Annotated in this window: 26 protein-coding genes, 1 tRNA gene and 1 pseudogene; 22 read left to right on the forward strand and 6 right to left on the reverse strand. The window is 48.4% G+C overall.

Annotated features, from left to right (window positions below; translation table 11 throughout):
• Positions 1-148: 148 nt before the first annotated feature.
• A pseudogene (locus L7E55_RS12210) lies at positions 149-316 on the forward strand (tyrosine-type recombinase/integrase); the annotation flags it as partial.
• Positions 317-487: 171 nt separating this feature from the next.
• Here the strand turns inward: L7E55_RS12210 and L7E55_RS12215 are convergent.
• Positions 488-573, reverse strand: a tRNA-Leu gene (locus tag L7E55_RS12215).
• A 263-nt stretch (positions 574-836) separates the two neighbouring features.
• On the opposite strand from L7E55_RS12215, the gene L7E55_RS12220 reads away from it, so the two are divergent.
• From L7E55_RS12220 to L7E55_RS12230, 3 genes are all read left to right on the forward strand, one after another.
• Entirely contained in the window at positions 837-1,439 is a 603-nt protein-coding gene (locus L7E55_RS12220; RefSeq protein WP_277444548.1) for an RNA polymerase sigma factor, read from the forward strand.
• A 13-nt stretch (positions 1,440-1,452) separates the two neighbouring features.
• Positions 1,453-2,541 (forward strand): DUF4349 domain-containing protein, encoded by a 1,089-nt coding sequence (locus tag L7E55_RS12225; RefSeq protein WP_277444550.1) that lies wholly within the window; start codon positions 1,453-1,455, stop codon positions 2,539-2,541.
• 127 nt (positions 2,542-2,668) lie between these two features.
• Entirely contained in the window at positions 2,669-2,890 is a 222-nt protein-coding gene (locus tag L7E55_RS12230) for a NifU family protein (protein WP_277444552.1), read from the forward strand.
• An 84-nt stretch (positions 2,891-2,974) separates the two neighbouring features.
• Here L7E55_RS12230 and L7E55_RS12235 read toward each other — a convergent pair whose 3' ends face one another.
• The 5 genes from L7E55_RS12235 to L7E55_RS12255 form a co-directional block, all read right to left on the reverse strand.
• Positions 2,975-3,535, reverse strand: coding sequence for an FxLYD domain-containing protein (locus L7E55_RS12235; RefSeq protein WP_277444554.1), 561 nt, complete (start codon positions 3,533-3,535; stop codon positions 2,975-2,977).
• Positions 3,536-3,699: 164 nt separating this feature from the next.
• On the reverse strand, positions 3,700-5,661 hold the full coding sequence (gene acs, locus L7E55_RS12240; RefSeq protein WP_277444555.1) for an acetate--CoA ligase: 1,962 nt from the start codon (positions 5,659-5,661) through the stop codon (positions 3,700-3,702).
• A 256-nt stretch (positions 5,662-5,917) separates the two neighbouring features.
• On the reverse strand, positions 5,918-6,286 hold the full coding sequence (locus L7E55_RS12245) for a spore coat protein (protein ID WP_277444556.1): 369 nt from the start codon (positions 6,284-6,286) through the stop codon (positions 5,918-5,920).
• Between the two features lie 13 nt (positions 6,287-6,299).
• Positions 6,300-6,509: a spore coat protein gene (locus L7E55_RS12250; RefSeq protein ID WP_277444558.1), complete on the reverse strand. Its 210-nt coding sequence runs from the start codon at positions 6,507-6,509 to the stop codon at positions 6,300-6,302.
• Positions 6,510-6,683: 174 nt separating this feature from the next.
• Positions 6,684-7,094 (reverse strand): hypothetical protein, encoded by a 411-nt coding sequence (locus L7E55_RS12255; RefSeq protein WP_277444560.1) that lies wholly within the window; start codon positions 7,092-7,094, stop codon positions 6,684-6,686.
• Positions 7,095-7,655: 561 nt separating this feature from the next.
• On the opposite strand from L7E55_RS12255, the gene L7E55_RS12260 reads away from it, so the two are divergent.
• The 18 genes from L7E55_RS12260 (at position 7,656) to L7E55_RS12340 (ending at position 25,141) form a co-directional block, all read left to right on the forward strand.
• Positions 7,656-8,105, forward strand: coding sequence for an Hsp20/alpha crystallin family protein (locus L7E55_RS12260; RefSeq protein WP_277444561.1), 450 nt, complete (start codon positions 7,656-7,658; stop codon positions 8,103-8,105).
• A gap of 118 nt (positions 8,106-8,223) precedes the next feature.
• The gene (locus L7E55_RS12265; RefSeq protein WP_277444562.1) at positions 8,224-9,204 is read left to right on the forward strand and encodes a J domain-containing protein; all 981 of its coding nucleotides are present in this window, start codon (positions 8,224-8,226) and stop codon (positions 9,202-9,204) included.
• 3 nt (positions 9,205-9,207) lie between these two features.
• Positions 9,208-11,793: an ATP-dependent chaperone ClpB gene (clpB, locus tag L7E55_RS12270; RefSeq protein ID WP_277444563.1), complete on the forward strand. Its 2,586-nt coding sequence runs from the start codon at positions 9,208-9,210 to the stop codon at positions 11,791-11,793.
• Between the two features lie 457 nt (positions 11,794-12,250).
• Positions 12,251-12,592: a fibronectin type III domain-containing protein gene (locus tag L7E55_RS17755; protein ID WP_420852044.1), complete on the forward strand. Its 342-nt coding sequence runs from the start codon at positions 12,251-12,253 to the stop codon at positions 12,590-12,592.
• A 122-nt stretch (positions 12,593-12,714) separates the two neighbouring features.
• Positions 12,715-13,047 (forward strand): hypothetical protein, encoded by a 333-nt coding sequence (locus L7E55_RS12275; protein ID WP_277444564.1) that lies wholly within the window; start codon positions 12,715-12,717, stop codon positions 13,045-13,047.
• Between the two features lie 220 nt (positions 13,048-13,267).
• Positions 13,268-14,431, forward strand: a complete 1,164-nt coding sequence (locus tag L7E55_RS12280; protein WP_277444565.1) for an ImmA/IrrE family metallo-endopeptidase — start codon at positions 13,268-13,270, stop codon at positions 14,429-14,431.
• The gene (locus L7E55_RS12285; RefSeq protein WP_277444566.1) at positions 14,428-14,907 is read left to right on the forward strand and encodes a PIN domain-containing protein; all 480 of its coding nucleotides are present in this window, start codon (positions 14,428-14,430) and stop codon (positions 14,905-14,907) included. The genes L7E55_RS12280 and L7E55_RS12285 overlap by 4 nt, the downstream gene beginning before the upstream one ends.
• Positions 14,908-14,976: 69 nt before the next feature.
• Complete coding sequence (locus L7E55_RS12290) at positions 14,977-15,345, forward strand: toxin-antitoxin system HicB family antitoxin (RefSeq protein ID WP_277444567.1); 369 nt, start codon at positions 14,977-14,979, stop codon at positions 15,343-15,345.
• A 92-nt stretch (positions 15,346-15,437) separates the two neighbouring features.
• Positions 15,438-16,541 (forward strand): DUF362 domain-containing protein, encoded by a 1,104-nt coding sequence (locus tag L7E55_RS12295; RefSeq protein ID WP_277444568.1) that lies wholly within the window; start codon positions 15,438-15,440, stop codon positions 16,539-16,541.
• A 61-nt stretch (positions 16,542-16,602) separates the two neighbouring features.
• Positions 16,603-17,523: a phosphate butyryltransferase gene (locus L7E55_RS12300; protein WP_277444569.1), complete on the forward strand. Its 921-nt coding sequence runs from the start codon at positions 16,603-16,605 to the stop codon at positions 17,521-17,523.
• 51 nt (positions 17,524-17,574) lie between these two features.
• Entirely contained in the window at positions 17,575-18,645 is a 1,071-nt protein-coding gene (gene buk / locus L7E55_RS12305; RefSeq protein ID WP_277444570.1) for a butyrate kinase, read from the forward strand.
• Positions 18,646-18,825: 180 nt separating this feature from the next.
• Positions 18,826-19,608 (forward strand): flagellar motor protein, encoded by a 783-nt coding sequence (locus L7E55_RS12310; RefSeq protein ID WP_277444571.1) that lies wholly within the window; start codon positions 18,826-18,828, stop codon positions 19,606-19,608.
• Between the two features lie 6 nt (positions 19,609-19,614).
• Positions 19,615-20,373, forward strand: a complete 759-nt coding sequence (locus tag L7E55_RS12315; protein WP_277444572.1) for an OmpA/MotB family protein — start codon at positions 19,615-19,617, stop codon at positions 20,371-20,373.
• 196 nt (positions 20,374-20,569) lie between these two features.
• A complete protein-coding gene (locus L7E55_RS12320) occupies positions 20,570-21,061 on the forward strand; it encodes a chemotaxis protein CheW (RefSeq protein ID WP_277444573.1) in 492 nt (163 codons plus the stop codon).
• A gap of 11 nt (positions 21,062-21,072) precedes the next feature.
• Positions 21,073-23,136 (forward strand): chemotaxis protein CheA, encoded by a 2,064-nt coding sequence (locus tag L7E55_RS12325; protein WP_277444574.1) that lies wholly within the window; start codon positions 21,073-21,075, stop codon positions 23,134-23,136.
• A complete protein-coding gene (locus L7E55_RS12330) occupies positions 23,123-24,250 on the forward strand; it encodes a protein-glutamate methylesterase/protein-glutamine glutaminase (RefSeq protein WP_277444575.1) in 1,128 nt (375 codons plus the stop codon). The genes L7E55_RS12325 and L7E55_RS12330 overlap by 14 nt, the downstream gene beginning before the upstream one ends.
• A 67-nt stretch (positions 24,251-24,317) precedes the next feature.
• Complete coding sequence (gene flgM, locus L7E55_RS12335) at positions 24,318-24,629, forward strand: flagellar biosynthesis anti-sigma factor FlgM (protein ID WP_277444576.1); 312 nt, start codon at positions 24,318-24,320, stop codon at positions 24,627-24,629.
• Between the two features lie 5 nt (positions 24,630-24,634).
• Positions 24,635-25,141 (forward strand): flagellar protein FlgN, encoded by a 507-nt coding sequence (locus tag L7E55_RS12340; RefSeq protein WP_277444577.1) that lies wholly within the window; start codon positions 24,635-24,637, stop codon positions 25,139-25,141.
• The last annotated feature ends 186 nt before the right edge of the window (positions 25,142-25,327 follow it).

Genomic DNA, 25,327 nt, shown 5'->3' on the forward strand with positions numbered 1-25,327 from the left:
AACATACCGTTCCGTGGCATAAATCGTCTTATGTCCAAGATATGTGGACAGGATGGGAAGTGCCACGTACATGTCTAGCCCAGCATCAACCATCTGTTTGAAGGAGCCCACCGAAAAAGTGTGACGCTTATGTAACGCGTTACATAAGCGGCATAGCTGCGCCAGTTTGTTGTACGCCAACGGAGTCAGCCTGAAAGAGATCCAGGAGTGGTTGGGGCACAGTGATATTTCCACCACCTCGAACATTTACACCCACCTGGATTTTAGCTCCAAGGTCGCTTCGGCCAACGCCATCATCGGCGTATATCCCTCCTGACATCCCTCCAAAGCGGGCGGAATGCCAGGTAAATAGGGAGATGAGAGCACTGCAAATATGCGCTAAAATGTATCAGGTGACGGTATGCCGGGCGGCAAACAGAAAAGTGCCGCAAGAAAAGAAAAAGCCCTCAAATCCGCTTATATCACGGCTTTAAGAGCATTGATTTTCTGGTGCCGATGGCCGGAGTCGAACCGGCATGGAAGTTATCCAACGGTTTTTGAGACCGCCGCGTCTGCCAATTCCGCCACATCGGCAAATTATTTTTTAGCAAGGTTTATTCTAGCAGAAAAAAGATATGCCGTCAATATGCTGAAGGCAGTATAGTGATGTTCTTGTGGCATATATTACCGGATAGGCTGTTTCGAAATACTTAACTTGTTAAAGGATTTAGTAGGTGTAATGTCGAAATGCATATTGATAAATTATCGGGTACGGGGATAGTAACCCCATCGAGCATTTTTTATGAATGTTCTGTTACCTTTTATATAGGTGGCCCTTTCGCAAAGGAGGGGTGAAGATGCAACCGGCTGATAACATTCTCGTTGAGAGAAGTAAAAACGGGGATATGGAAGCCTTTGAGCAACTTGTCCGCCGTTATGAGAATAAAGTTTACACGGTGGCTTACCGTTTTCTAGGCAACCATGCTGACGCGTCCGACCTTGCTCAAGATGCTTTTTTAAGGCTCTACCATGCCTTGCCAAGTTTTCGAGGTGAATCCAGTTTCATGACCTGGCTTTACCGTATCACCGCTAATGCGTGTCGCGATGAAATACGCCGTAGGCAAAGATATCATTTTATGTCTCTGGACAATGAAATTGAAAATAACGGTGACCATATTATGTCACGGGTATCCGGTCTGACTCCCTCGCCTGAGGAAGAATTTGAGCAAAAAGAGTTTAATGATATGATCCAGCAATGTATTAATAGTCTTACGCCGGAGCATCGTTTAATTTTAGTCATGAGAGAAATACAGGGCTTGTCATATGATGAGATGGCTGATGTATTAAAATGCTCCCTAGGCACGGTTAAGTCCCGATTAAGCCGTGCCAGGCAAGCGTTTAAAGAAATTTTTAATGATCGGAGGGAACTTTGGAGCAAGGACTCACGTCTAGCTAAATGAGGGGGGATGAGAGGTGCAGTGCCTGGAAATTGAGGAACTGCTTTCACCTTATCTAGACGAAGTACTTGACCCATCGGAAAGTGAAGTTGTTGCCTCTCACCTGGCTGTATGCGCAAGTTGCCGGGAAAAGTATGATATTCTCAATGAAACTGTCAATTTCATTAAAAACTTGCCGGAGATGGCGTCACCCCCTGAGTTCGGCACCCAGGTAATAAATGAGGTCTTAACATATCCAGCACGTGAAAAGACCGGTTTGGGCAGTGTTTTTAAGACCTTCAAAAAGAGTGGCTGGTTGCGTGCGTGCTCTTTTGCCGCCATGTTCGTGGTTATATTTAGTATAACCACGTTGATTTATGGGATGCCGCCGGGGCAATGGTACCAAAAAATATCTTCGTTGCTGGTTTACGAACAACGGAACGAGCCAAAACCAGACGCTGAAATAAAAAGTAATGAACGTGTAGATATAAACGAAACTGACCCAAAAGAGGATGGCCCGGGGTATGAGGATAAACTTGATAATATTCCTGGCTTACCAGCCAACGATGGCAGTTCGCCAGCCGGAATACCCGTTGTCCCGCAAAAAATGGCTGAAAAAGAAGGGGCTATTATCACAGAAGTTGCTTATGGTTATATTCCGGCTTCCAATAAGGAACCGCATAATTTGTTGCTTGATGCTACTCTTGCCCTGTCAACAGAGAATCCGTCTGTTGTGCCGGAAAAAATCGCCGACCTGGCTGATAAAAATGGGGGTTACTTGGCGCCGGGAAGTTCTGAAGAAGGAACGCTCACTGTAAAGGTGCCTGCAGACCGGTTTGATAATGTGTTAAGCAGCATCAGGGAGATGGGTAACACAGATACGAGACGAATTGCTGGTGAAGATGTCAGTGAAAAAATATCAGGTTATGAGAATAATATAAGGTATTTAGCAAACGAAAAGCAAATGTCTCTAAAAGCGATTGAAAATGCCGGTTCATCTGCCGAAACGCAGGCGGCGCAAGCGCAGCTTGACAAGGTGCAAACAGATATGGAACAGCAGAAGAAGTTGTATAGTAAACTGTTAAACGATACACATGTTGCGACTATAAAAGTAAACCTGCAGTGAATTTTACTGCCGCATTATTTAAAGGGCAGTATTTTTTCTTGTCATTAACGGATATAATAGATAAAATAAATAGATGAGAAACATAGTTGTCCATAAATAAAATTTATACAAGAAGGGAGGTCGTGAAGTGAAGGAAAAAGTTCAGGAAGTAATCAATAAAGTACGGCCTTTTCTCCAAAGAGACGGGGGAGATGTTGAGCTTGTGGGAGTCGATCCCGACGGGTTGGTTAAAGTGCGGTTGAAGGGTGCTTGCGGCGGTTGACCGGGCGCCACAATAACCCTCAAGCAGGGTATTGAGCGGATGCTCAAGCAGGAGATTCCGGAAGTAAAAGAAGTTATATCTGTTTAAAAAGTACCCTCTGCGAAGAGGGTCTTTAATTAACATGAAAGTTTCTTTTCCACGGCAAATGAATTAACGGATATGATGGTTTTGTTATAGAGGGAATCCTTGAACGTAAATTCCATACCTTGCGTTGTTTTCTTTAAATTTATCGTAATCCATGAAGATGACCTCAAAAGTACCTGTTTCACCTGGGGCTAACTCTGTCGGTTCAAGGTTTGTGCTATATGTTCGTGTGAGTTCCTGGTTATCAGTGTTCAGCAGTTTGCCGTATACCGTCAATGTTGTTAACCTGCGATTGCCCGTATTAATCACTTCTCCTGATACGGTTAGTATCGTTATACCTTCTGTTATTTTATTAACCTTAATCGCGTAGTCGTCTGTTAGGTCAATACCCGTTTTTGGGTCTGGAACAGGCAGTGTTACTGAAGCGGTTTCGCTTTCAGGCGCCCATTCAAATGTGCCGCCCATGCTCCTGGCCAGCGTCTCAATTGGAACCATTACCTGACCGTCTACCATAACTCCCGCGCCTTCAAGTTTTTGTCCGTTAATAATTAGGTTTATACCTTTTGTGTCGGCAAATACACCCGCTGTGCAAGCTAAACTTAATATAACACCAATCAACAGCAATTTTATTAAGCGTTCTCCCATCATGATCCCCCGCATTTGGTATTATTCCCTCAAGAGTTGCAAATACAATATTTATAATATAAAAGACGAAAAAATACCTGTTAATGTTCCGTGTGTGCAACAATGAAAAGCGGACTCAATTCTTCGAGCCCGCTTTCAGAAGTCTTTAGTTTATCACTATTTAATGCTTACTGCCTGTTTGCCACCAGGTTGTCTACCACGGTGGAATCGGCCAGTGTCGAGGTGTCGCCGAGTTCGTCAACAGCGCCGGCGGCGATTTTCCTCAGGATCCTTCTCATAATCTTACCGCTTCTGGTCTTAGGCATGCCAGGAGTGAATTGAATCTTGTCAGGCGAGGCAATCGGTCCAATTTCCTTACGCACGTGCGCTACAAGCTCTTTCTTAAGCTCGTCTGTGCCTTCCACGCCTTCTTTCAGCGTCACATAAGCGTAAATGCCTTCACCTTTAATGTCGTGCGGGAAACCAACAACCGCAGCTTCCGCTACTGTCGCGTGCGCTACTAAAGCGCTTTCAACTTCCGCGGTGCCCATCCGGTGTCCGGAAACGTTGATAACATCGTCCACGCGGCCTAATAACCAGTAGTAACCGTCTTCATCTTTGCGCGCGCCGTCGCCGCTGAAATAATGGCCGGGCTGTTGTACGAAGTAAGTTTCTTTAAACCTGTTCGGATCGCCATAAACGCCGCGCATAATGCCGGGCCAAGGCTTCTTCATGCAAAGGTGGCCGCCCTCGTTCACGCCGGCTTCTTTGCCTTCCGCCGTAAGCAGTACGGGAACCACGCCAAAGAACGGATTTACGGCCGAACCGGGCTTCATCGGGTGGGCGCCCGGCATTGGGGCGATTAAGTGCCCGCCGGTCTCAGTCTGCCACCATGTGTCAACAATCGGGCATTTTTCCTTGCCGATGACTGTATAGTACCACATCCAGGCTTCCGGGTTAATCGGCTCGCCGACCGAAGCCAGCAGGCGCAGGGAGCTGAGGTCTCTGCCTTTAGGCCACTGATCGCCGTCCTTCATCATGGCGCGGATGGCGGTGGGAGCTGTATATAAAATGTTTACTCCATATTTCTCTACAATTTGCCAGAACCGGTCCGGCGCGGGATAGTTCGGCACGCCTTCAAATATCAGGGAGGTCGCGCCTAATCCCAGCGGGCCGTATACACAATAGCTGTGCCCGGTTACCCAGCCGATATCAGCTGTGCAGAAATAAACGTCTTCATCGCGAATATCGAAGAAATACTTGACGGTCATCATGGCATAGAGGTGGTATCCGGCAGTGGTATGCATGGCTCCTTTGGGTTTGCCGGTGCTGCCGCTTGTATATAGAATGAAAAGGGGATCTTCCGAATCCATTGCTTCCGGTTCGCACTTGTTCGAAGCTGTCGCCATCAAATCGTCCCAGTATACGTCGCGTCCTTCCACCATGTTGCATTCCTTGTCCACTCTCTTGACCACGATGCATTTCTTGATGTCAGGACATTGGGCCATGGCGGCGTCGGCCACGTCTTTGGAACCCAGGAATTTGCCGGAACGGTATCCAAAGTTATTGGTGATCAGTATTTCCGCTTTAGCGTCCAGCATCCTGTCGCGAATCGCTTCGGCGCTAAAACCGCCGAATACGATGCAGTGGATGGCACCGATCCTGGTGCAGGCCAGCATGGCGATAACCAGTTCAGGGATCATCGGCAGGTATATGCCAACCCGGTCTCCTCTTTTAACTCCCTGGCTCTTCAGGACGTTGGCGAATTTGCAAACTTCATTATGAAGCTGTTGGTAAGTGTAAGTCTTGCTATCCTCTAAGGGCTCGCCCTGCCAGATAATCGCGGCTTTGTTCTTCCGCGGGCCGTCCAGGTGGCGGTCCAGGCAGTTGTATGATACATTCAGCTTGCCGCCCGCGAAATAGCGAATGTAAATATCATCGGTAAAGCTGTATTCTTCAACTGTTTCCCACTTCTTGAACCAGGTCAGGTTTTCTTCGGCCATCTGTGCCCAAAACTCGTTCGGGTTTTCGACAGACCTTTTGTACATCTCCTTGTACTGTTCCAAACTGTTAACCCTGGCTTTTGCGACAAACTCCGGGGATGGATTGAAAACCCTGTTTTCAACCATCATCGATTTCATTTCCGCCATGTTTTCCCCTCCATGATATTATTGGATATTAGATTCCATCGGCTCTTATGCAGATTTCGACCGTTAATATAGTACATCATTATAATTAAATAATTAAGAAATTTGCTTTTAGTTAACAGAATAGGCCCCCTAAATGCATTATGGGCGGTCGAATGGTTAAGAGCATTATGTGAAATGAAAATAAACCGGGGGTGAATGGTTGTTACAGGAGTGTGAAAGTAATAATTACCCCCTGGACAGGGGGTAATTAAGAGGTTTAGGTTAACGGATTTTGTGGCGCGCCGGTTCCGGATTGAAACCCGTATTTGGGGAAAACCGCCTGGTAATTGCCGGGCTGCGCACCGGTTCGTTGGTAGGCGGTAGTTTGCACACGCTGCAACTCCTGGCCCCACTTGTTAAGATTTTGGTTGATATCATTAATGTTCGCCGTTTTGGCCTGATACCAGCCACGGTTGTTCATTTCGTTGAATATTTCGTGTTGAATTAGATATTCATCTCTTAAAACATTGATAAAAGCTTCTTTGAGTTGTGGGTTTGACGCCTCTATGGCGGCGGTATTATAGCCGTCGGCGATGTATTTTTCCATAACCAGGGAATCAGTTAAACGGTCTTTTTCTTCCAGCATTGTTTTCACCTCCTTAGAATTGTCTTTGGCCGGCCAAGTTTTGCACGCTTCTTAAAATTGTTTCATAGTGGCCCCGGTGCCTGTCCGCGGCGGCAGAATAAATCTGCTGAAGTTTCGGGTCGGTGGACTGCTGGGCGCACGTCGCGTACTTGGCGATGGCCAGCGCTTCCGACCTGAGTTGTTCCCCTATTTGGAGAAGCTCCATTTCAGTAATTTGTGTCAACGATATCCACCTCCTTATTCGGTTTAAAATAGTTTGGCCCGGATCTATGAAAAAAATGCAAAATTACTAGACTCCTGGAAGCAAATTCTTCTTTTGCCGCCTGTATTTCGGCGCCATCGCATAAAACAAAAAAGCACCTTTAAGGTGCTTGAAGGCATAATTTAATAAAAACTACTATCTTCTTACCGGTTTCAAGGAAAAATAGGCGGTTAAGATTAGCAATAAGCCGATCAGGATTCCGGCGGAACCGGCCAGCATATTTATCAAGCCGCCGCCAAACGCCGATCCAAAAGCTTGGCTTGCGCTGCACGCGCTTTGCTTTGCGGCTTGCACTGCCTGTTGGCCGCAGAAGAAAGGCAGAAACAATGATGCCAGAGGGATGGCCAGGCATTCTACCCCGGCGGTAAAACATGCTCTGGACCAAATTTTTCCGCTCGATTCCGCCTTGCGGTAAAGCAGCAGGCTGAATGCAACCCAGGCGATCAAAAACGCCATGAATGCGGCTTTAGGGCTTGCCAGAAAGACGAGCAGGCAAAACAGGAGTCCCGTAACTAAACCGGCGATAACAGCAGAGAGAATTCGCACTAATGAACCCTCCTTTCTTTTTAATGTAAGTTTATGCTTGTTTATCTCCAGATATTTCTCATTACAATAAAGTAGTCAGGAGTCAGGAGTCAGAATTCAGAATATTAAAGACGATCAACCATTCTTTCATTCTTTTATTCTGACTCCTGACTCCTGAATTCTGAATTCTAATCAAAAAAGAGCCCCTTGTGGGCTCATTTTTGTCTTTTATCATGGTTTTCTGCCGCGCGGCGGCTTGTTTTGAAAGTAGATCACAGTGGTCACACCAATAAGAAAACCTAAAATTAAAATTGACCCCAGAATCAAGGGCAATTTGGTTCAATCCTTTCATTATTCATAGTGCCCTTCCGGTAAGCGCCAATATTATAAAATAGCTTTGCTGTCATATGAAAAATTATATCCCTTAATGATAAAAAACTACAAAGAAAAACTTGACAATCCGTTGGGTATGGATTATACTAAGGTCAAAGATGGTCAAGGTCAAATAATTGGACACTCGACCGCCGGGAGCGTTTGCCAATAAAAGAATGAAATTGATAAATCAATCAGGAGGTGTTTTTCATGGCATTGGTAAAATGGGATCCTTTTCGTGATTTGTCAGGTTTACAGTCGTCGATTAACAGACTTTTTGACGATAACTTTCGTTTCTGGAGGGAGCCTGAAGCTGCCCTAACCCAGGAAGGAGCATTTCCCGTAGACATTAAAGACACTCCTGGGGCGATCCAGATTAAGGCGGAACTACCGGGTTTCAACAAAGAAAACATCAAAGTTGGTTTAGTGGATAATTTGCTGACTATCCGGGCAGAACGCCGGAGGGAAGAAAAAGAAGAAAGCGCCAACTACCTCAGAGTCGAACGCAGCTACGGTTCTTTCAGCCGCTCGTTTACCTTGAATATGCCGGTGAAACACGAAAAATTAAAGGCACGCTATCAGGACGGCGTCCTGGAAATCTCTCTTCCTAAGGAAGAGGACATTAAAAATAAAGAAATCAATATTGATATTGAAGGATAAAACATTTGTCTCCCGGTTGGTTGATATATATTTACGGACGAGGGATTTTTACCCTCGCCTTTTTGTAATAATAATTAACGTAAATAACCGGAATTCTGTGGTAAGGGGGTGAACCGGTGTGCATTACAAGGATTATTATAGCATACTTGGAGTGGAAAAGACAGCCGGCGCTAAGGAGATAAAAAAGGCATACCGGGAACTGGCCCGGCGCTATCATCCGGATGCCAATCCGGGTGATAAAAAAGCTGAGGAACGTTTTAAAGAAATCAGCGAAGCTTATGAAGTCTTAAGTGATCCGGAAAAGCGGAAGAAGTACGACGAAATTGGCGCGGATGTCGGCACCGACTGGCAAAATTTTGACTGGAGCAAATATCAGAAAGGCCGGGGGCAATGGCGGGAAGCCGGGCCCGGCGGCGTCCGTTTCCACTATGAGAGCCCGGGATACGGGGGTTTCAGCGACTTTTTCAGAACTTTTTTCGGCGACATGGACCCGTTTACCGACACAGACCTCTTTTGGGAGAGACGTGGCCGGGGCGGAGGCGGCGCGGATACGGAGGCGCTGCTGGAACTCAGCCTGGAAGAAGCTTTCGTCGGAGCGGAAAAGGAATTTCTGGTCAATAATCGTCATTTGAAAGTTAAAGTCCCGCCCGGCATGCGGGAGGGCCATAAACTGCGAGTGCCGCAGCAGGGACAAAGCGGGCAAAAAGGCGGTCCGGCCGGTGACCTGTACTTGTCCATCAGTATACGGCAACACCCGCTCTTCAAGATTCAGGATAAGGACCTGGAGTGTGAAGTGCCGGTTACTGTGACTGAGGCGGTTCTGGGCGGGGAAGTGGACATTCCGACTTTAAAGGGTACGGTTTCCTTGAAAATACCCCCGCGAACCCAAACAGGCAGGGTTTTTCGCCTGCGCGGCATGGGAATGCCGGACCCCGGCGGGAGCAACCCCGGAAACCTGCTGGTAAAAGTCAAAGTGGTGATCCCCGAGACTGTGACCCGGCGTGAAGAAGAACTGTATAAGACCCTGGCGGAGTTGAATAAAGAAAATCCACGCGCCCGCCTGGTTAATATGTTGAAAAAACCCGGAAGGAGGGGTTGAACGATGCGTATGGATAAACTTACTTTGAAGACCCAGGAAGCCTTTGAAGCGGCCCGGAGTATGATGGCCAAACACAGCCACCAGCAAATGGAGGAAGTACATGTTTTGCTGGGCCTGCTTGAACAGGAAGAAGGGGTTGTCTGTCAAATATTGCGGAAGATGGAGATAGAGCCGGCGAAATTGAAGAGTCAGGTCGAAACTGCTGTCGAACGGCTGCCTAAAGTGCAGGGCGGCGGCGGGATGTATGTTTCCAGGGGGCTTTCCGAAGCGATTGACCTGGCTTGGAAGGAGGCCGAACGTTTAAAGGACGAATACCTCAGCACCGAGCACATCCTGCTGGGAATGATCGCCCGGCGGGACGGCGAAGCCGGGCGGATTCTGCGGCAGGCCGGGGTGACGGCGGACCGGGTGTATAAAATCCTGGTGGAGATCCGCGGCACTCAGCGGGTTACCGACCAGAACCCGGAGGATAAATATCAGTCGCTTGCCCGTTTTACTCGTGACCTTACCGAAATGGCCCGCAAGGGGAAACTGGACCCGGTAATCGGCAGAGACGAAGAAATCCGCAGGGTGGTCCAAGTGCTCTCCCGGCGTACCAAAAACAACCCGGTTTTGATCGGGGAGCCGGGGGTCGGCAAAACCGCCATCGTGGAAGGGCTGGCCCAGCGCATTCTCAGCGGTGACGTGCCGGAAGGCCTGAAAAACAAGCGGCTGCTTGCCCTGGACATCGGGGCGATGGTGGCCGGGTCGAAATACCGGGGCGAATTTGAAGACCGGTTGAAAGCGGTGCTGAAAGAAATCAACGAGGCCAACGGTGAGATCGTCCTGTTTATCGATGAATTGCACACCCTGGTAGGGGCCGGCGCCGCCGAAGGAGCAGTCGACGCGGCCAACATGCTGAAGCCGGCGCTGGCCAGGGGCGAGTTGCGCTGTGTGGGCGCCACCACCCTGGACGAGTACCGCAAGCATATTGAAAAAGACGCCGCCCTGGAGCGGCGGTTCCAGCAGGTTTATGTCGGTGAGCCCGGCGTGGAGGACACCATCGCCATATTGCGCGGCTTAAAAGAAAAGTACGAGGTGCACCACGGGGTGAGGGTAAAGGACGCCGCCCTGGTTGCCGCCGCGACGTTGTCCCACCGTTACATCACCGAGCGTTTTCTGCCGGACAAGGCCATCGACCTGATCGATGAGGCGGCTTCCCGGCTGCGCATTGAAATAGACAGCATGCCCACTGAGATTGACGAGATCGACCGGCGGATCAGACAGCTGGAAGTAGAGAAGCAAGCCCTCTCCAAAGAGCAGGACAAGGGTAGCCTGGAGCGGCTGGCCAGAATGGAGGATGAACTGCGCGGTCTGAAGGGCAAGATGGAAGAATTGAAAGATCACTGGCGCAAGGAAAAAGAGCTGATCCAGGACATCCGGGAAATCAAAGGGCAGATCGAAGAAACCAGACTGGCTGAGCAGGCCGCCGAGCGGGACGGCAATCTGGGCAAGGTGGCTGAATTGCGCTACGGGGTAATACCTGAATTGAACAAGCGCCTGCAGCAGAAAAATGAGAAGCTGGAAGATTTGCAGAAAGCCCACAAGATGCTGAAAGAAGAAGTGGATGAGGAAGATATCGCAGAGGTAGTAGCCAAGTGGACGGGCATCCCGGTTTCCCGCATGCTCGAAGGTGAAGTGCAAAAGCTGTTGCAGATGGAGGAATTCATCCGTAAGCGGGTGGTCGGCCAGGACCGCGCGGTACAGGCGGTGGCTGACGCCATTCGCCGGGCGAGGGCGGGAGTCTCCGATCCGGACCGGCCGATGGGCTCGTTTATCTTTCTTGGCCCGACGGGAGTGGGCAAGACCGAACTGGCCAGGTCGCTGGCCAACCTGTTGTTTAACGACGAGCGGGCGATGCTGCGTTATGATATGAGCGAATACATGGAGAAACACACCGTGTCGCGCTTGATTGGGGCGCCCCCCGGCTACGTCGGTTACGACGAAGGCGGCCAGTTGACGGAAGCCGTGCGCCGCCGTCCTTACGCGGTAATTCTTTTCGACGAAATTGAAAAAGCGCACCCGGACGTGTTTAACATCCTGCTCCAGCTGCTGGACGACGGCAGGCTGACCGACGGGCACGGGCGGACGGTTGACTTCCGGAACACCGTGGTGATCATGACCTCCAACCTGGGCGGCCACTGGTTCAGGGAATTAAACGGGGGCGACCGGGCTGAGTTGGAAGCGCGTGTGATGGAAGAACTGAAGGCCAGTTTCCGTCCCGAGTTTTTGAACCGTGTCGACGAAGTGGTTATTTTCAATAACCTCGGCATGGAGGAGATTGCTAAAATCGTTGATATCCAGTTGGACTTGTTAAAGCAGCGGCTTGCTAAACTGGGCATATCCCTGGAGGTTGCGCCGGAAGCCGGGGCGATCCTGGCTAAGGAAGGGTTTGACCCGGTATACGGGGCGCGGCCGCTTAAACGCGCGATCCAGAAACGGCTGGAAAACCCGCTTTCAGTGCACATTCTGGAAGGTAAAGGGGCCGCGGGCGATAAAATCCTGGTGAGTGCCGACCCGGCTGGCGGGCTGGTTTTTGAAAAGCGCTGACCTAAATTGTTGTAGAGCAAACGTGGTTAACGGTAATTGGGGTCAGGCTTTACTTTGTGCGTTTCTAGAAACGCACAAAGTAAAGCCTGACCCCTCCTCTGATTTACGGACAGGAACACCAACTGCCCGGGTTTGATTTTTTTAGGAAAACAGTATAAAGAAAATTATTCAAGTGGTAAGCCGTGGACTTTTCCAAGACCGGCTTAGTCCTCGTATTGCGAGCCCCGCTCTACGGAGTGGGGCTTTTGTGTTTAAAGCAATATTAGTGTTTTTCCTCTTGTTACATATATATGGTATCAATGATATGAATTAGCTTTCTTACTTTGGCAAAATTAGTTGTCATTTTGTGTTGTAAAATGATGGAAAATAATTATTTTTAAATTAACTGGTATTACAAAATTTATAAAATTATGTTTTGTCTTTTTTCAAATGATGTATATATTCAGAAATAGAAATGATGGAAAATTTAAATCCAGTTCCTTCTGCACCAACTGGTCTTTCAGCTACAGCAGGGAACGCCCAATTGAGTCTTACATGGACTGCTGTCACGGGTGCCACGAGCTATAATGTAAAGAGAGCTAATACAGCAGGTGGATCGTATACCACTTTGGCAACCATTGTAACTGAGACAAACTATTCTGACACTATTATAACCAATGGAACAACATATTACTATGTGGTAACTGCAGTCAATGCCAATGGTGAAAGTGGGAATTCCAACGAGGTTTCCGTGACCCCCCAAGAGCCGCAGCCCGGCTCCCCAACAGTTTATCGGCTACAGCAGACAATGCTCAAGTGAGTCTAGCCTGGAATGCAGTTACTGGAGCTACAGGCTATAGCGTTAAAAGGGCGACGACTTCCGGTGGACCATACACCACTATTGCGAGTAGTGTAAATTCGGCAACCTAAACAGATACATCCGTGACCAACGGCACAATATATTACTATGAGGTTACCGCCCTTAACGCCGGTGGTGAAAGCAGCAATTCGAATGAGGCATCTGCCACCCCGCAGGCTCCCAGTAGTGAAGGCAGGGCAGTTCTTTGGGTAACAATGGCCAACGGCTCGGATATTGATTACGATCTATCCATGACGGAAATTCAGAACTTTATTAACTGGTACAAGAGTAAGGCCTCTGGTGGTGTGGGAGATCCATTCTATACCTTTAGCAAGACCCCTATATCTCCGTACACCAGTAGAACAGATTACCTCATTTTTGATAAGATTGTCTGCTTTAAGGTAAATCATTATTAGATTAGTTATTTAGTTAACTACAGTCCCTGCTCTTGGGAGCAGGTTTTTTATACAATATTATTGTCTTTTGCAGGATTCTATAGTATTTACTGCGAACATATATTCTATATTGGTTGATGTGGTATTATGTCCCGTGTCGAAATAACTTCAACCCACAGTATTTGTATAGGATTGAGAAATGATATAATAAATTACGGTAGGTTTGGTTGGGGTGGTTAAAATGGTTAAGGCGCCTGTAAATCCACAGGTTTTGAAATGGGCAAGGAAATCCGCGAATCTGACCATAGATGATGTAGCATATAAGTTTAAGAAAAGTGTAGATGTTATTGAAGCATGGGAAAGCGGAACTGACGCCCCATATTATGTTCAGCTTGAAAAACTTGCATATGAAATCTATAAAAGACCTATTGCTTTGTTCTTTTTTCCTGAACCTCCTCAGGAAGATGACACTAAACGGTCCTTCAGAACACTTCCGGAATCGGAATTCAACAGTTTACCTGCTTTGCTTATTAGACAAATAAGAAAGGCCATTGTAAAGCAGGAGAATCTTTATGAACTGTGTAATGGACAAAATCCTTCACCAAAACAGCTATTCAGCAACTTTAAGACTTGGCAGAACTATGGCATTAAAAAGTTATCACTTGCTATCAGGGATTATCTGAAAACACCCCTTCAGGAACAGAAAAGCTGGGATAGCGAAGAAACCGCTTTGGAAAACTGGAGAACTGCCTTTGAAAACTCGGGTATCTTTGTGTTCAAAGATGCTTTTAGACATGATGGATATTCAGGTTTTTGTATTTTTGATAAGGTTTTTCCCCTAATTATTATTAATAACTCTATGCCTAAAACAAGACAGATATTTACAATGTTTCATGAACTAGGACATTTAATCTTTGAAACTAGTGGAATTGATAAGCTTCAGGACGATTTTATTGATTTGTTGCCTGAACAGGACAGGCATGTTGAGGTGCTATGCAATCAGATTGCTGCAGAGCTTCTTGTGCCGGAAGATGACTTTAATACTCATATTAAAGGTGTTAAGGTTAATGAAGATACAATATCTAGCCTTGCTAATACCTACAAGGTAAGTAGGGAGGTAATACTTCGGAAGTTTCTTGACAGGGGTTTAGTGAGCAAATCGACATACAAAAAACTAACCGCTAAATGGATTGATGAAGCTAAAAAGAAACGGCAAGAGAAAAAAGGCGGAGGTGATTATTACAATACTCAAAGTACCTACCTGGGAAACAAATACGTGGAAATTGCTTTTAATCAGTATTACAGGAGGGTAATAAGCGAAGCTCAATTGGCTGATTACCTCAATGTAAAAATGGATAGCCTGCTTCCTTTTGAAATGGCACTTCATAAGAGGTGGGCAAGATGAATATATATGTATTTGATGCGAATGTATTTATGGACCTATTTGGTTACTACTATGAATCAAGGTTTCCTACCCTTTGGGAGCGGTTTTATCATGGTGTTGACATCGGACAGATTACGTCCGTTCGTGAAGTAAAACATGAGATTGACGGTCATTATAAAAAAGATCGAAGAATCAATCAATGGGCAAGGAAGAATTCTAAAATATTTTCAATACCAAGTGAAGAAGAAATGTTATTTGTTCAGGAAATATTTAAGATTGAACATTTTCAGGCTATTATATCTAATAAAAACCGTTTAGAAGGAAAGCCGGTAGCAGACCCGTTTATTATTGCTAAAGCCAAAATTATTAATGGTACGGTAGTAACAAATGAGGCTAACCGCCCCAATGGCGTAAAAATTCCCAATATATGTGAGTACTTTAAGGTAAAGTGCATAGATCTTGAAAAATTTATGGAAGTTGAAAATTGGAGTTTTTAACACAACTTTTCTGCTGCTTCTTATCTCCCGCTTGCTCCCCCCCGCTTACCCATAGGAGTTGATTTAAGCATGGAGAAAGATCTTAATTATTATTTAAACCTTGATTACCCTTTTAATGTGCGGCCGGACACCGATGACGGTGGATATATTGTCGAGTTTCCTGAGCTGCGCTACTGCGTTGGGACTGGAGACACCATAGAAGAGGCCATCAAAGATGCCATGCTTGCCAAAAGTGAATGGATTAAAGCTTCATTTGAAGCCGGTATTGCCATACCCGAGCTTGTCGGTAGTGAGGAATATAATGGCTGCATTTCTTTGCGGATTCCTAAAAGTTTACATAAACTGGTCGCTGAAACAGCAAAAAAAGAAGGGGTCAGTGCGAATCAGTTTTTATCTCATCTGTTTATAAGTATTAACATAGGAAGGAAGACAGTTTAGTTTTTTAATGAATTGTTTTATTTACAGGCAGGAATAACAAATGAAACAATAGAAATCATAAAGTAAATTTATGTTATGCGGGGGATTATGCGGTGAACGCGAAAGTATATTTTACAGACATGCGGGCGGGACATAATCAAAGCATGCTTGACAAGGTGGAAAAATTATTTGTGCGGGCCGGCTTGCGGGAAATTATCGCGCCTGGGGATCTGGTCGCCGTTAAACTGCATTTTGGCGAACGCGGCAACACCGGTTATGTCCGCCCCCAGTTTGTGCGCCGGATTGTAGACAAGGTGAAAGAGCTGGGCGGTAAGCCGTTTCTAACGGACGGTAACACCCTCTATAAAGGCAGCCGTACAGACGCCGTCGACCATTTACAGACAGCGGTCGAGAACGGTTTCGCCTATGCGGTGGTGGGCGCCCCGCTGGTCATCGCCGACGGGTTGACTGGAAAAGAATACGTGAATGTGCAGATCAACCGGAAGCATTTTAATGAAGTGAAAATATGCTCGTCCGCCTGCCACGCCGACGCCATGATCGCGGTTACTCATTTTAAAGGCCATGAACTTGTCGGGTTTGGTGGTGTTATTAAGAATCTGGGGATGGGGCTGGGCTCCAGAAGCGGCAAATTAATGATGCACTCTGACGTTCACCCCGTGGTGAGCGCCGACAAGTGCAAGGGTTGTGAAAGATGCGGCCAGTGGTGCCCGGCTGGAGCAATCTCAATGGAGCATAAAGTATCTTTTATCGATCCCGGTAAGTGTATCGGCTGCGGTGAATGTACCGTAACCTGCCCGGCCGGCGCTATTCAGATTGACTGGCAGTCCGATCCCGATCTGATGCAGGAGAAAATAGTTGAATATGCTGAAGGCGCTATTAAAAATAAGAACGGCAAATGCGGTTTTATCACATTTGTCACCCAGGTAACCCCTGATTGTGATTGTTGTGGTTTTAGTGACGCCCCCTTGGTGAGGGATATCGGCATACTGGCTTCACGCGACCCGGTTGCCCTTGATCAGGCTTGCATCGATTTGGTTAACCGGGAAAAGGTCTTGCCGGGCAGCCGTTTGGCCGGCAAAGGGGACGTGCAGGATAAGTTTCTCGCATTGTATCCCGGCATTGACTGGCGGCGCCAGCTGGATTACGCCGAAGAAATCGGGCTGGGCACCAAGAAATATGAATTAATAGGTTGCTGAATCAACAAATATGTATATATACAAGTTTAATTTTTATCTTAAATAGAGAGGTGATTGCTAAATGAAAAGTTTTGCGGACATAGTGGGGGAAGCTAAAAAATGCCCTCCGAAAAAGGTTGCCATAGCTGTAGCCCAAGACGGGGAGGTAATCGAGGCCGCCAGAGAATGTCAGGAAAACGGCATCGCTAATGCCGTACTGGTTGGTGATGCCGACGAAATTGCCCGAATATCAAGCGAAAGGGGCATTGATATCAGTGATTTTGAAGTAATCGACGAACCGGATATCGATGACGCGGCCAGAAAAGCGGTTCAAATGGTCCACAGCGGGGAAGCCGATATGGTGATGAAAGGCGCGGTTAACTCACCAACTGTGTTAAAGGCTGTTCTGGATAAGAATATCGGGCTCCGCACCGGGAAAGTCTTAAGTCACGTGGCTGTGTTCGAATCACCCGGTTACAATCGATTGATGCTGATGACGGATGCGGGGATGAACATCAAACCCACCTTTGTCCAAAAGGTTGATATGGTTAAAAACGCCGTGTTTGTCGCCAAGTCACTGAGAATTGAAACTCCCAAAGTAGCAATCATCTCTCATATGGAACTGGTAAATCCTGACATGACCAGTTCTGTGGACGCGGGTATGCTATGCAAGATGGCTGAAAGAGGCCAAATCAAGGACTGCATCATTGACGGGCCGCTGGCCCTGGATCTGGCCTTATCCAAAGAATCAGCCCGGGCTAAAGGCGTGAAAAGTCCTGTCGCCGGCCAGGCCGACATCCTTGTACTGGATAATATCGACGCGGCCAACGTTCTTTATAAAGCGTTGGTATTCCTGGGCGGGGCTAAAATAACCGGCTTGATTGTGGGCGCCAGCGTCCCGGTAATCCTGACGTCGCGTGCCGATTCTTCCGAAGCGAAACTGGTTTCAGTCGCTGTCGGGGTGCTCATGGCAAACATGGCAAATGTTAAGAAGAAGAAATAAGTATGATTGATTTTTGACCAAGTTTCAGTATCCAAAGGGGGTTGCATGGATATGAAAAATTTTTTGCAGCTGATCATCAACCCTGGCTCAACTTCGACCAAGCTTGCGGTTTTTCGGGGCAACGAGCCCGTATATTCCGAGACTTTGAGACACAGCAGTGAAGAACTGAGAAAATTTCAAGGAATCACCGGCCAATTTAACTACAGGCGGCGGCTTGTTATGGATGCCATGGTGAAATCAGGTGTTCAGCCCGGGGAGCTTGACGCTGTGGTCGGCAGGGGTGGCTTGCTTAAGCCCGTTCCGGGGGGCACCTATCTGGTAAATAAAAAAATGATAGAAGATTTGGAAGCGGAAAGACGCGGGGCGCACGCTTCGAATCTGGGCGGTTTGATTGCGCGCTCCATCGCGGGTGAGCTAGGTATACCGGCGTATATCGTGGACCCGGTATGCATTGATGAAAAAGAACCTGTGTCGCGCATTTCGGGAATGCCGGAAAATCCCAGAGAAAGCCTGTTTCACGCGCTGAACCAAAAGGCCGTGGCCAGGCGGGCGGCGGAAGATATGGGTAAAGATTATTCTGAAATAAACCTCGTCGTCGCTCACCTGGGTGGCGGGATATCGGTAGGCGCTCATTTGCGGGGCCGGGTTATCGATGTGAATGACGCGCTGGCGGGTGACGGCCCGTTCACGCCCGAGCGGAGCGGGGGGGTGCCCGTGGGGAAACTGGTGGAAATGTGTTACAGCGGCCGTTATACCAGGGAAGAGATGATGAAAAAAGTAGTCGGAGGAGGCGGACTTGCCGCTTACCTGGGGACGGCGGACGCGCTGGAGATAGAAAAGAGGATTGAGCAAGGCGACAAGCAGGCAAAATTAATCTATGAGGCAATGGCTTACCAGGTGGCAAAGGAAATAGGCGCTTGCGGCGCAATCCTAAAAGGCGATGTCGACGCTGTCGTCATAACTGGCGGCATTGCCCATAGCCGTATGCTCGTGGGATGGATTGAGGAAAGGGTTAGTTTTATCGCCCCGGTCCGTGTCTATCCGGGTGAAAATGAGATGGAGGCCCTGGCGGCTGGTGGATATAGAGTGCTGGCCGGACTGGAGGCAGTGAAGGTTTATTAATAATTGATCTGAATAATGATTTAAATAACAGTCCCGTACCACTTTGACAGTGATACGGGATATTTTTTGTTTGTTCTCTTTTATTTTTAAAAAGAAAATTAATCCAGTAATGGAGGAATAAAAAGGGATATGTCGAAATTAAGTTATTAGCAACTTACTTGCGGGGAGAGATGCTTTAGCGTGGAGATTACTACAGTTGCCGGTATCTTAATAGGTGTATTGTCTCTTGTGTTAGCTTTTGTTTTGGACGGAGGAAATATCTTAGCACTGCTTAAGCCCACAGCGGCTATGATTGTTTTTGGCGGGACAATTGGCGCGACGATTATTTCTTTTTCGTTGAATGAAGTAATGATTGTTCCAAAATTATTTAAAATTATCCTTTTTCAGAAACTTCCCGATGAAATAGCTCTGATTGAGCAGTTGGTATCCCTGGCCGATAAAGTGCGCCGGGAAGGACTCTTGTACCTTGAGAATGAATTGCCCAACGTGGATGACAGCTTCATGCGCAAAGGAATTCAGTTGGTTGTGGATGGTACAGACCCGGAGTTGGTCCGCCAGATTATGGAGACCGAAATGTACGCCGTGCAGGAGCGTCACCATGTCGGCGCGAGTATATTTGAGGCTGCCGGGGGGTTTGCGCCTACCATGGGTATTATCGGTACGGTGATGGGGCTGGTGCACGTGCTCAGCAACTTGGAATCGCCGGAGGAGTTGGGGCCCTCTATCGCCCTCGCGTTTATCGCTACATTGTACGGTGTCGGCTCGGCCAACATTTTATGGATCCCGATATCCGGCAAGTTGAAAAATCTCAGCAAAAAAGAAGCCATGCTGCGTGAAATGATGTTGGAAGGAATCATGTCCATCCAGGCAGGCTACAACCCTGTATTGATCCGGGAAAGGCTGACTGCCTTTTTGAAGCCGAAGGGCGGCGCGGCGGCGCAAGAAGTTGGAGAGGAAGAGTAGTTGTAGATGAGGAAGAAAGAGCCTGAACCTGAAGGTAAAGCAGGCATGGAGAGGTGGCTGCTGACCTACTCCGATTTAATTACCCTGTTGATGATCTTTTTTGTGGTCATGTACGCTCTTAGCAGCATTAATTCAAAAAAGTTTGAGGCGATGGCTGTTTCGCTCTCAAGAGCTATGGGGGGCGGCCAGTCGGTGATGTCCAATCCCGGCGCTTCGCTGGCGCCCGGGGTTTCCGGTGAGGCGGAGATAGCTGAGGAGCAAGAACTGGAGCGAATTAAGAACGAATTACAAACGTATATTGATCAAAACGGGTTGAACGGCAGGGTATGGGTTAACATGGAGGAGCGGGGTATCGTGTTAAGCTTTCAGGATGTGGCCCTTTTCCCCTTGGGTTCCGCCCAGCTCACACCCAGCGCCAGGGATTTGATAGTCAAAGTCGGGCTAATCTTGATCAAGACGACGCAATTTATCAGGGTTGAAGGGCATACCGACAACCTGCCGATTAATACTAAAGAATTTCCTTCAAACTGGGAATTGTCAGTGGCCAGATCCACCAGCGTAGTGCAGGAATTAATTCGGGAACTGAACTTTCCGCCACGCAGGCTTTCCGCGACAGGCTACGGTGAATTCCGCCCGCGTGAACCGAACGACTCGGCGGAGAATCGCCAGAAAAACCGCCGGGTTGACATAGTGGTTTTGAAAAGCAAATACGAAACGGCTGAACCTATGTCGGTCAAACCTCCTTACAATGAACAGATTCAATAAAAAGACAGGAGTCAGGAGTCAGAATTCAGGAGTCAGAATGGGGAACAGTTTGATGAAGCGAAGCTTCATGGGTGTCTGACTCCTAAATACTTAGGAGTCGTCAGGAGAAGTATGAAAGTACGGTTATCGTCTTTAAACATTCTGAGTACTGACTCCTGACTACTGAATACTTGAATTTAGAAAGGAGTATGTACGAATGGCTAAAGGTGAAAAGCAGATTGACAGCAAGGAAGACCAAATGGTAGTTTTTCAGCTGACGGAGCAGACTTACGGTATTGATATTGACGCTGTTTTTGAAATAATCAGGATGGAGGCAATTACCAGGGTGCCGCGCACTCCTCATTTTGTTGAAGGTGTGATCAACCTGCGCGGTAAAATCATCCCGGTGATTGATCTGTGCAAGCGGTTTAACCTGCCTTTGACGGAGAGAACCAGTTCCAGCAGGATTATTATTGTGGACGTGGGCGGCAACACCATCGGTATGATTGTCGACGGTGTTTCGGAAGTGCTTCGTGTACCTTTAGACAGTATTGAACCGCCTCCGCCGATGATTCACGGAATTGACGCGGCTTATTTGAGGGGCATAGCCATCCTGGACAGCAGGCTGGTGATCCTGCTCAACCTGGAGAAAATACTATACGAACACGAGCAGAGTGAACTTCAGAGGTTTGGAATAGAAACAGCATAGGGGTGGAGAATATGTTTTCAGACGAAGAAATCAGCGTTTTCCTAGATGAACTGGAAGAAAAAATTCAGGTGCTTAATGAAAATATATTAGTGCTGGAACGTGAAGGGGGAAGCCAGGAAGCGCTCCAGGAGATTTTCCGGGCCGCCCATACCATTAAAGGATCGTCAGCTGTCATGGGCTATGATAAAATGGCCTCCCTCACTCATGAAATAGAAAATCTTTTCGACCAGATGCGCAAGGGGCTTCTTCCCGTATCCGGCCCGCTGGTGGATACGCTTTTTATGGCCTTGGACACCCTGCAAATACTGCGGGACGAAATTATCGGCAAAGATGTTTCAGTGGACATCGAACAAGTGGTGACCAGTTTGAGACAATTTCAGGGGGCCGGTTCCGCTCCTGCGCCGGGTGGCAAACCGGAAAGCGGCAAAGGAGTGTTAAAACAGCCGGCTGCCATTGTTGAAGGCGGCTTGGAGGCAGTCGACGAGGATGTGATCAGGGAAGCCGAGATGAAAGGTTTCCAGGCTTTCTGGATAAATGTTGAGCTGGAATCCAGTTGCCAGATGAAATCCGTCCGCGCTTTTCTGGTTTTTGAAACCCTTCAGCAGATGGGTGAGGTTATTAAAAGCCAGCCGTCCGCCGATGATATTCAGGAAGGTAATTTTGACGCCGGCTTCCGGGTTGTTTTACTTACCGGCGAAGACCCGGACCGGATTAGAAACCTGTTGATGACTGTTTCGGAAGTGGCAAAGGTCGAGGTAAGCCAAATTAAACTAGCCGCCGGTCAGGAAGTGCGGGAGCAGGTTGCGGCGGGAGCGCGGGCGGAAAAGACGGAGCAAGCGGCAAAGGCCGATCATGAAGTGAAAACTGTCCAGACTGTCCGGGTGGATGTCCAAAAGCTGGATACGCTGATGAATCTCGTGGGAGAACTGGTGATAGATCGCACCAGATTGAACCGTTTCGCGGAGATTTTTGAAGGGCGTTTCGGCTCAGGGTCCGGGGATATGGTCGAAACGATGAATGAGATTTCCAGCCACCTGGGTCAAGTTGCCGGCGACCTGCAGGAACAGATCATGAAGGCCAGGATGCTGCCGGTGGCGCAAGTGTTTAACCGTTTCCCCAGAATGGTCCGCGACCTGGCCCAAAAGCTGAACAAGGAAGTAAACTTTATTGTTGAAGGCCACGAGACCGAGCTCGACCGCAATGTCATCGAGGTGATCGGCGACCCTCTCATTCACTTGATCAGGAACTCTCTCGATCACGGGATTGAAGGACCGGAAGAGAGGGTTAAGCTGGGTAAGCCAAGGAACGGCACTTTGAAACTTAAGGCTTCATACATGGAAAACCACATTATCATAACCGTGCAGGACGACGGAAAAGGGATGGACCCGGCCCGGCTCCGCGCCAAGGCTGTGGAAAAAGGCCTTATTGACAGTGAGGTGGCGCAGAGAATGTCTGACCCGGAAGCACTGAACCTGATCTTCATGCCTGGTTTCTCCACTGTCACCAAAGTCAGCGACCTTTCCGGCCGCGGCGTGGGCATGGATATAGTTCGCAACCACATTGATCAAATAAACGGGATTATTGATCTTGTCAGCGCGCCTGGGGTCGGCACTACTATTACCATCAAACTGCCCCTCACGCTGGCTATTATCCGGGCTTTAATGGTGGAATTGGGCAACGAACAATTTGCCTTCCCGCTTACCAATGTCGTGGAGACAATCAGTGTCAAGGCTGAGGAAATCAAGAAAGTGAAGCATAACGAGGTTATTCTGGTACGGGGAAGAGTGTTGCCTTTGGTCAGGCTCTCCGATATTTTTGAGCGGGAAAGTTGCGCGGAAATGGATCGCCTGTTTGTAGTGGTTCTTGGTATCGGGGAAAAGAAAGTCGGAGTAATAGTAGATAAATTATTGGGTGAGCTTGAAATCGTGATAAAATCATTGGGCGATTACCTTGGTAAAGTGCCTTGCCTTTCCGGCGCCACCATTCTTGGTGACGGCCAGGTGGCTTTGATTGTTGATGTCAGGAGCCTGGTGAAGGAGATCGGGGTCGAGGAGGCAGTATATGCCGCCAGCTAAGGTTTTGGTCGTTGACGATTCCGCCCTGATGCGCCAACTGATCAGTAAGATGCTAGGCAATTACAAGGACATTCAGGTGATTGGAACGGCTGTAAACGGCCAGGACGCGCTGGACAAGGTAAAGGTGCTCAAACCAGATGTTGTGACTCTTGATGTCGAAATGCCTGTGCTCGACGGGCTTGCAGCGTTGCGCCGGATTATGCGTGAGTGCCCTCTGCCGGTAATTATGTGCAGCACGCTCACCGCTTTAGGTACCAGGGCGACCATTGAATCGCTAGCTGCCGGTGCGCTGGATTTTATCACCAAACCCACCGGTCCTTCCCGGCTCAATCCAATGGTGGAAGAGTTGGCCGGTAAAATTAGGGTGGCTGCCGCAGTGCCGCTTTCCCGTTTTGCCCGGCGGCCTTTTAGTGTAATGCATACATCAAAGCCTGTCGGCGCTGGCGGAACTACCATGGCTTCCGGACGCCAGGCGGGCGGCGCTGTCCCGGCGGCGGAACGCAGGACAGCGGTTTCTTCTGTAGCGCGCTTTACCGGCCGTACCCGTGTTGTGGTGATTGGCTGCTCAACCGGCGGTCCTGCCGCGCTGCAGCAGGTGGTGCCCGCCTTGCCACGCGATTTTCCCGTCCCGGTGGTTATTGTGCAACACATCCCGGTAGGCTTTTCCAAGCCTCTGGCCGAGCACCTCGACAGGAAAAGCCACCTGGAAGTGCGCCACGCCGAAGACGGCGATTTGATTAGAACAGGCCGCGTGCTGGTGGCTCCGGCCGGGTTCGACTTGACATTTCGTGACAGGGGCGGCAGTGTTTCCGTGATTCTGGACAGGGGGAGCGCGCCGGTACCCCCGGGAGGGTTCCGGCCATCGGTGGACGGTGTAATGACTTCAGCCGCGCGTGTGTTCGGAGATTCCGCCATAGGAGTGCTGATGACCGGCATGGGCCGGGACGGCGCCATGGGGATGAAAGAGATAAAAAATTGTAAAGGCCGCACTATCGCCGAAGCGGAAAGCAGTTGTGTGGTTTACGGCATGCCCCGGGCGGCAGTGGATGCGGGAGCTGCCGACCGTGTCACCCCACTTCCGCAGATTGCCCAGGAAATTATTAATATGCTGTAAAGTTTCTGTAGCCGGCTGCCGATAATTATTATAGGATATAAGAGTAGCCGGAAAGAAGGTGAAGCCGGTGATCATTAAAGGGACTAACGGCTTTGACGCTACGAAGGCGTATACCGCCCAATTGCAAAAGCAAGAAAAAATTAAAGCCGATAAGAATTGCGGCGCTAATAAAACAGAGCGTGCCGATATACTGGACATCTCATCTGAGGCGCGTCAGGCCCAGATTTACAGGGCGGCACTTAAGGAACTTCCCGATGTCCGGGAGGATTTGGTTGCTTCAATTAAGAAGCGTATACAGGAAGGCGCCTATAAGCCGGACGCCGGAAAGATTGCCGGCGGTATCCTGGAAGATAAGCTGAGCATAGACATCAGGCGGTGATAATATTGAATAACCGTCCGGGTGGTAAAACCTTGGACCTCCTGGTTGATTGTCTTACCCGCGAGGACGGCCTCATGGCCGGCCTCTATTCAGTATGTGAGGAACAAATGGCAGCCCTCCGGGACAACGATGTGGGTGCCATTGAAGAGGCCGTCAAGCGGGTTAACAGTCTGATTGCCGACATGACCGCTGCGGAGGAAGAACGCCAGCGTATTCAGGCGGCGCTGGATACTGAACTAGGGCTTTCACCCGGCAGCAGACTTGCCGATGTTCTCCCCTACGCAAGCGGTGAAATTAGGGAAAAACTGGACATCCTTTTAAAGGGAATGCGCTCAAAGGCTGATCTGCTGCGTGAAGTGAATAAGATTAACGCAATTATGACCAGGCGGGCGCTAACGTTAAACAGAATAATGTTGAACGCTATTAATCAGGGCGAAGGACTTACATACGGGGTGGACGGTGGTGTCGGCCAGGGAAGTTTTAAAAAGCTGTTGGTAAATAAGACAGTTTGATTACATATTTATTTATAAATAACACCGGTTAATATTCACTTGTTTAGAATTTAAATAGTCAGTATTCAGAATCCAGTAGGGATTTCTTACATTCCTTTAGGCGTTTTAAACACTTGAGCTGTACCCTAAAATTATTCTGACTACTGACTACTGACTACTGACTACTGACTACTGAGTAGTTACTAA

Source organism: Pelotomaculum isophthalicicum JI (assembly GCF_029478095.1).
Taxonomy (GTDB): domain Bacteria; phylum Bacillota; class Desulfotomaculia; order Desulfotomaculales; family Pelotomaculaceae; genus Pelotomaculum_D; species Pelotomaculum_D isophthalicicum.

Bases quoted from the DNA above. Each gene is read 5' to 3' on its own strand.
- L7E55_RS17755 (WP_420852044.1), top strand. From the start codon at position 12,251: ATGGAAAATTTAAATCCAGTTCCTTCTGCACCAACTGGTCTTTCAGCT.
- L7E55_RS12260 (WP_277444561.1), top strand. From the start codon at position 7,656: ATGGCATTGGTAAAATGGGATCCTTTTCGTGATTTGTCAGGTTTACAG.
- clpB (WP_277444563.1), top strand. From the start codon at position 9,208: ATGCGTATGGATAAACTTACTTTGAAGACCCAGGAAGCCTTTGAAGCG.
- L7E55_RS12220 (WP_277444548.1), top strand. From the start codon at position 837: ATGCAACCGGCTGATAACATTCTCGTTGAGAGAAGTAAAAACGGGGAT.
- L7E55_RS12285 (WP_277444566.1), top strand. From the start codon at position 14,428: ATGAATATATATGTATTTGATGCGAATGTATTTATGGACCTATTTGGT.
- L7E55_RS12280 (WP_277444565.1), top strand. From the start codon at position 13,268: ATGGTTAAGGCGCCTGTAAATCCACAGGTTTTGAAATGGGCAAGGAAA.
- L7E55_RS12290 (WP_277444567.1), top strand. From the start codon at position 14,977: ATGGAGAAAGATCTTAATTATTATTTAAACCTTGATTACCCTTTTAAT.
- L7E55_RS12325 (WP_277444574.1), top strand. From the start codon at position 21,073: ATGTTTTCAGACGAAGAAATCAGCGTTTTCCTAGATGAACTGGAAGAA.
- L7E55_RS12245 (WP_277444556.1), bottom strand. From the start codon at position 6,286: ATGCTGGAAGAAAAAGACCGTTTAACTGATTCCCTGGTTATGGAAAAA.
- acs (WP_277444555.1), bottom strand. From the start codon at position 5,661: ATGGCGGAAATGAAATCGATGATGGTTGAAAACAGGGTTTTCAATCCA.
- L7E55_RS12330 (WP_277444575.1), top strand. From the start codon at position 23,123: ATGCCGCCAGCTAAGGTTTTGGTCGTTGACGATTCCGCCCTGATGCGC.
- L7E55_RS12320 (WP_277444573.1), top strand. From the start codon at position 20,570: ATGGCTAAAGGTGAAAAGCAGATTGACAGCAAGGAAGACCAAATGGTA.
- L7E55_RS12300 (WP_277444569.1), top strand. From the start codon at position 16,603: ATGAAAAGTTTTGCGGACATAGTGGGGGAAGCTAAAAAATGCCCTCCG.
- buk (WP_277444570.1), top strand. From the start codon at position 17,575: ATGAAAAATTTTTTGCAGCTGATCATCAACCCTGGCTCAACTTCGACC.
- L7E55_RS12315 (WP_277444572.1), top strand. From the start codon at position 19,615: ATGAGGAAGAAAGAGCCTGAACCTGAAGGTAAAGCAGGCATGGAGAGG.
- L7E55_RS12235 (WP_277444554.1), bottom strand. From the start codon at position 3,535: ATGATGGGAGAACGCTTAATAAAATTGCTGTTGATTGGTGTTATATTA.